Genomic DNA, 5,883 nt, shown 5'->3' with positions numbered 1-5,883 from the left:
CATCTGGCTCGGTTTTTATGATTAGCGGGAACGGGAGGCGGTGCTGTTCAACTCCTTGTTACTCATCAGCATGGCATAGAAGTTGAGCACACCATGACGACGGCGTACCCGCTCGGTCAACCAGACCGATGGCAACAAACCGACAGCGCCAGCGGCCAGCAGCACGGTTCGAAAGTGCATCACCAGATAGTCATCCCCCTGCACTGCCCAGACCAACAGGCATCCCGCCGCCATGGTCAGCAACAAGGGAGAGAGCCAGACCGTCAACCAGAGCACGACGGCCAGCAGGCTACCAATAATACGTTGCATGAAACACATCCTTATTTATGGAGGAGACTTCATAAAACAGGAATCAATGAAGGAGTCAACATTACAGGACTCGATTGTATGCAATGCGAGCAATCACTCCCCTCCAGCGCGTTCAAACCATAAAAAACCTGTTTCATGCCGAAAAAACCGGCGAACAATGAGGAAAACAGGTGCGCAGACAATCGATTATCACTATTCTGCTTCCGTTGGTAGTCGCTACAAAAAACAATAAGCAGCCAACTGTAACGAAATAAATACGGGTTTCGTCACGTTTTTAGCACAATGTTGCCGTGCAAGGTCACATGGAGTGACTCGACGGGGCGGAACGAGATGACAGACGAGTGATATCAGAGACGTAAGGAAGGAAGAATGGATCTTCAACAAGACGGTGAGGAGCTGAAACGCGGCCTGAAAAACCGCCATATCCAGCTCATCGCATTGGGCGGCGCCATAGGCACCGGCCTGTTTCTCGGCATTGCCCAGACCATCAAGATGGCGGGCCCCTCAGTGCTGCTTGGCTATGCCATCGGCGGCTTTATCGCCTTCCTCATCATGCGCCAGCTCGGTGAAATGGTGGTAGAAGAGCCGGTGGCGGGCTCCTTCAGCCACTTTGCCTACAAATACTGGGGTGACTTCGCCGGTTTCGCCTCCGGCTGGAACTACTGGGTACTCTACGTGCTGGTGAGCATGGCCGAGCTGACGGCGGTCGGCATCTATGTCCAGTACTGGTGGCCCGAGATCCCGACCTGGATGTCGGCTGCCGTCTTCTTCGTGCTGATCAATGCCATCAACCTCTCCAACGTGAAGGCGTTCGGCGAGATGGAGTTCTGGTTTGCCATCATCAAGGTGGTCGCCATCGTCGGCATGATTGGCTTTGGCAGCTACCTGCTCGCCAGTGGCAACGGCGGACCGGATGCCAGCATCACCAACCTGTGGGATCAAGGCGGCTTCTTCCCCAACGGCATCAGCGGTCTGGTGATGGCGATGGCGGTGATCATGTTTTCGTTCGGCGGTCTTGAGCTGGTGGGGATCACGGCTGCTGAGGCGGACGATCCCGAGAAGAGCATTCCCAAAGCCACCAATCAGGTTATCTACCGCATCCTCATTTTCTACATTGGCGCCCTGGCCGTGCTGATGTCCCTCTACCCCTGGGGCAAAGTCGTGGAAGGCGGCAGTCCCTTCGTGATGATCTTCCACGCGCTGGACAGCAACCTGGTCGCGACCGTGCTCAACATGGTGGTGCTGACTGCTGCACTGTCGGTCTACAACAGCTGCGTCTACTGCAACAGCCGCATGCTGTTTGGTCTGGCCAAGCAGGGCAACGGCCCGCGCAGCCTGCTCAAGACCAACAAGAGTGGTGTGCCCGTGGTGGCCATCTCCATCTCCGCCGCGGCCACCCTCTTGTGCGTGCTGATCAACTTCCTGATGCCGGGCAAGGCATTCGAGCTGCTGATGGCGCTGGTGGTTTCGGCACTGGTCATCAACTGGGCCATGATAAGCCTCGCGCACCTGAAGTTTCGCCAAAGCAAACAAGCCGAAGGCGTTGAGCCCAAGTTCAAGGCATTTTGGTATCCGTTTGGTAACTACCTCTGCCTCGCCTTCATGGCAGGAATCCTGGTCATCATGTACCTGACTCCGGGGATCCAGATTTCAGTGCTGCTCATCCCGGTCTGGATCGTCGTGCTGGCCATCGGCTATCAGCTCAAACAGAAGCGTCGTGCACGGGTTGCCGCCAATCTGGGTTAATCCACCTCGTTACACCATCAGATGCCGGTCACCGACCGGCATCTTGCTATCCGTCATCTGCCACTCGCTGGCGTCAGAGCGCAGGGCCAGGCACCAGCGCTCCCCACCCTTGCACCATAGACCACCAGGCATGATCGGGATCCTGCCAGTCACATCATCATCATCTGCGGGCCGCTATCCGGCCTGCGCACTCAATCCAGCTTGCCAGGTAAAAACGACAAGCCCGAGGGGATGAGCCTCGGGCCTGGGGTAGATCGACAAGGCCGGATGGCCAAAGCCTTATTCCAGCAGGAAGACGGCCTCCACGTTGTCCGTGATGCTTATCTGCTGCTGTTGATAGCTGTTTTCCATCATGTCGGCGGCAGGCGCAGCCATGACGGCCTCCTTGAGTGCACGGCTATAGACGGGCATGGGGGTGTTGTTGCGGTACTCGACACTGTAAACCTTGCCAAGCTTCATACCGAACGCCTTGGCCAGTGATTCCGCCTTGATCTTGGCATCTTCCACCGCACCGACCCGCGCCTGCTCCTTGATGGTCTGCGGCGATTTGAGGCCGTACTCTATCTGGGACACAGACTCCAGACCCGCCTTGAGGGCGGTATCCATCAGCTCGCTCAGCTTGTCGAGCTGGTAGAGTTTGACCGCGAGTTGACGCTGGGCTCGGTAGCCCACCAGTTCCGGCTTCTTGTTCTGCGGATATTGATATTCGGGGAAGATCACCAGGTTGCCCGCCTCCACATCACTGCGCTTGATGCCCAACCCTTCCAGTTGACCAAAGAAGGCCGCGACCTTGCCATCCACCTGCTGCTTGGCCTTGATGCCCTGCTTTTCCAGCGCGGTCACCGACACATTGAGGGTCAGCATATCTGGCTCGGCCTTCTGTTCGGCATAACCACTCACCACCAGATGCGGGGCTTGCGGTACTTCAAGTGCGAATAACGGAGCACTGACGACCAGAGCGGAAAGGGTAAGAAGGGGACGCCACATAGAAAAAAACCTCAGTCAATTAGAGTGAGGTCATTATGCCCGTGGTCGAATGGGATTCATATATCGTGCAATGACGGTATCTGATCCAGCACCTGATTGGTCATGTCGATGTTGATGCTGATCTCGTTGCCCATCAGCTCTTGATGGCCGGGTGCCATCGGCGTGACGCTGCGGGAACCGAGCACGACGTCATCATCAAAATGGAAGGAATCCCACGACAGAACGTGTCCTTGCGGCGAGATCTCGGGGTCTGCCAGCGTGGACGTGATGAGTGGAGCACAATCTATGCTGTCGGAGTGCATGAGCAGATCCTGCAAACAGCTATCGCTCAGACTCTGCAGCGAATACTCCTGCTCCCCCTGATCGTGCCCGACCAGCACCACCATATGAGGTGGTTCTGCATCGACTGCCGGCGTGAAAGCGATGGTCGCTGTCGCGAAGTCCACATTGAGGGAACCCGCCACTTCGCCATCTTGGCTTTCAAGATCCAGTGCATCGATCCGATCACCTGCCATCGTGGCCTGATAGCCGAACTGGCCGGTGCAGGTAATGCTGCCCTGCCCATCCCAGCTATAGCGAATGCCATCGATATCGATCCAATTGAATGACTGCATGGTGACCCTCTCCTGTACTGCCGCTATCTTAGCCGCCACCTCTGTCAAAAAACAGGGGCCAGGCATAGCCCGGCCCCATTACTCGATTACGGATCAACCTTGAGGTTGCCTTGATCCAGCAAGTCTTGAATGATCTGTTGATCTGTTCTTGTTCCTCCAAGGGTCAGATCCACGTTATCAAAGAAGATAGTATGGGTTGTAGACCCACTGTTCGAGCCATCCAGGTCGATCGTCAGAGTAGACTTATTGCTACCTGGGCCGGATGCAAAGTTAAAGTACTGATCCAATGTTGCTGCATTTGTCTGTTCCCCACTGAGCAAATCACTCAGGTCCAGCACATCGCCATTAGCTCCCGTAGTGAAATCCTTGATGGTATCAATACCACCGGCATCACCCGACATCCACTTGAAGGTATCCTTACCTGTTCCCCCTGTCATGGTGTCACTGCCAGAGCCACCGGTCAGCATGTCGTCACCGCCGCCACCACTCAGGATATCATTGCCAGCAAGACCACTGAGGACGTTGGCACTGCCATCACCTGTCAGAGAGTCGTTGAACATGGAGCCAATCAGGTTTTCCATGTTGCTCAAACTGTCCGTTCCTGCACCACCGGTTGCCTGGTTGTTACCATTCACAATGACAGTTACTCCAGCAGTACTATCCAGGTAACTCGCTGTATCATTGCCATTACCACCATTCAAGGTGTCATTACCCACACCACCGACAAGAATGTCATTACCCTCCCCACCGTTCAGGTTATCGTTGCCAGCACCACCAAGCAGAATATCGTTGCCAGCATTTCCATTGAGCGTGTCATTTCCCGAATCTCCAATCAGAATTTCATCAAGATAACTCCCTGTGAGCGTCGAACCACTCTGTACATCTACGAATACCTTGGCCGGATCGGTAGTAGTACTATTGATGTAATTGAATGAACCATCATAAGTACTTGGAGTTGCATTGCCCGACGTATCATCGAATACAACAGTGCCTGAACCATCTGTTATCGTGCCACCAATCGCGCCGGATACACCGGAGATTACCTGAGTAGCAGCAAGCGGTCCGGTGTCATTGGCAAGCAATACCCAGTCAGGAATAGTCGAAGGATCCTGATTGGTGATGATGAAATCATCACGCACTACAGTAGGGCCAACTGCAGGATTGACGATGATAGACAGCGTACTGGAAGCAGTGTCTCCATCGTTGTCTATCACGCTGTAACCAAAGACCTGACTAATGCCACCGGCAGGAATCGAGGACGGTGGGGTAAATGTATACATACCGTTGTCCATATCGACTTTGAGGATACCGCCAGCAATTGCAACCGACCATTCATTGGTAGTCGAATTGAATGTGCCCACTGAAGTCCCACCTGTGACACTGGCACTATCGGTTTGTTGATTGTAGTGATACGTGACGCCAGCAACTGTAATAGAACCAATCCAACCATCATCTCCGCCTGTACTCGCCGTCACCCCATCATTGAGTAACTGCCCAGATAATGGCGGTGCAATAACCGTGCTGAGCAAAGTTGCCGCCAGCTGACTGAAGTCGGTCACAACCGTCGCGGAAGTATTTGCTGGGCTAGCACCACTTATACCGTTATAGGCGATCGGATCCAGAGCTGACTGGGTCGCACCAGACCCCATGCCGAGAGCAAACGAGTTGATATTGTTTGCCTTCAGGAAGTCGGTCCAATCCTTTTCATTAGCGGCACTGATACCACTTCCATCACCAAAGCTGTTGGAGCCGTCGGGCACAGTTGCTGGATTACTGACGGAGCTTGCGTTGGGCTCACCATCCGACATGAAGTAGGACACATTTTGCGCCCCAACCAGCTTGTTGCTCGAAGCAAAGGCATTGATAGCATCGTTGAGAGCATCGTCATAGTTTGTCGAGTCGGTCGTTGAAAGGCTAAGAATAATGGCCTTAGCAGCATCGACACTTACCCAGGTCCCTGTCGGGTTGGCCGCAGCGGTAGCGAACGTGATGATATTGACCATGACATTGCCATAGGCATCATACTTGTCGAGCAACTCCAGAGCCGATTTCTGCATGACTTGTATTCGAGTCATTCCTTGATAGCCAGATAGATTATCCATGCTGCCGGAAATATCGAGGATCAACATCAAATTGGTGTCTTGAACCTGTGTTGCCTGACCAGCATTGGTCACTGGATTAGCTGTCGGGACGTCGTCCTCGAAGTGGATGTTGCCACCCAGATCCG

Annotated in this window: 6 protein-coding genes; 1 reads left to right on the top strand and 5 read right to left on the bottom strand. The window is 54.1% G+C overall.

Annotated elements, in window-relative coordinates:
• Positions 1 to 21: 21 nt before the first annotated feature.
• Complete coding sequence (locus BN1129_RS16145) at positions 22 to 309, bottom strand: hypothetical protein (RefSeq protein ID WP_042037865.1); 288 nt, start codon at positions 307 to 309, stop codon at positions 22 to 24.
• A gap of 369 nt (positions 310 to 678) precedes the next feature.
• Between BN1129_RS16145 and BN1129_RS16140 the strand changes: the two genes are divergently transcribed.
• Positions 679 to 2,055, top strand: a complete 1,377-nt coding sequence (locus BN1129_RS16140; RefSeq protein ID WP_042037864.1) for an amino acid permease — start codon at positions 679 to 681, stop codon at positions 2,053 to 2,055.
• Between the two features lie 9 nt (positions 2,056 to 2,064).
• Here BN1129_RS16140 and BN1129_RS24405 read toward each other — a convergent pair whose 3' ends face one another.
• The 4 genes from BN1129_RS24405 to BN1129_RS16125 all read right to left on the bottom strand — a co-directional run.
• On the bottom strand, positions 2,065 to 2,187 hold the full coding sequence (locus BN1129_RS24405; RefSeq protein WP_280136038.1) for a hypothetical protein: 123 nt from the start codon (positions 2,185 to 2,187) through the stop codon (positions 2,065 to 2,067).
• A gap of 147 nt (positions 2,188 to 2,334) precedes the next feature.
• Entirely contained in the window at positions 2,335 to 3,042 is a 708-nt protein-coding gene (locus tag BN1129_RS16135; protein WP_042037863.1) for an SIMPL domain-containing protein, read from the bottom strand.
• A gap of 56 nt (positions 3,043 to 3,098) precedes the next feature.
• On the bottom strand, positions 3,099 to 3,656 hold the full coding sequence (locus BN1129_RS16130; RefSeq protein WP_042037862.1) for a hypothetical protein: 558 nt from the start codon (positions 3,654 to 3,656) through the stop codon (positions 3,099 to 3,101).
• 86 nt (positions 3,657 to 3,742) lie between these two features.
• A partial coding sequence (locus BN1129_RS16125; protein ID WP_042037860.1) for a type I secretion C-terminal target domain-containing protein occupies positions 3,743 to 5,883 on the bottom strand: 2,141 nt, incomplete at its 5' end.

This window comes from Aeromonas popoffii, assembly GCF_000820025.1.
Taxonomy (GTDB): Bacteria; Pseudomonadota; Gammaproteobacteria; order Enterobacterales; family Aeromonadaceae; genus Aeromonas; species Aeromonas popoffii.
Note: the sequence above shows the minus strand (reverse complement) of the source record. Positions and strands in the feature narration are given on the sequence as shown.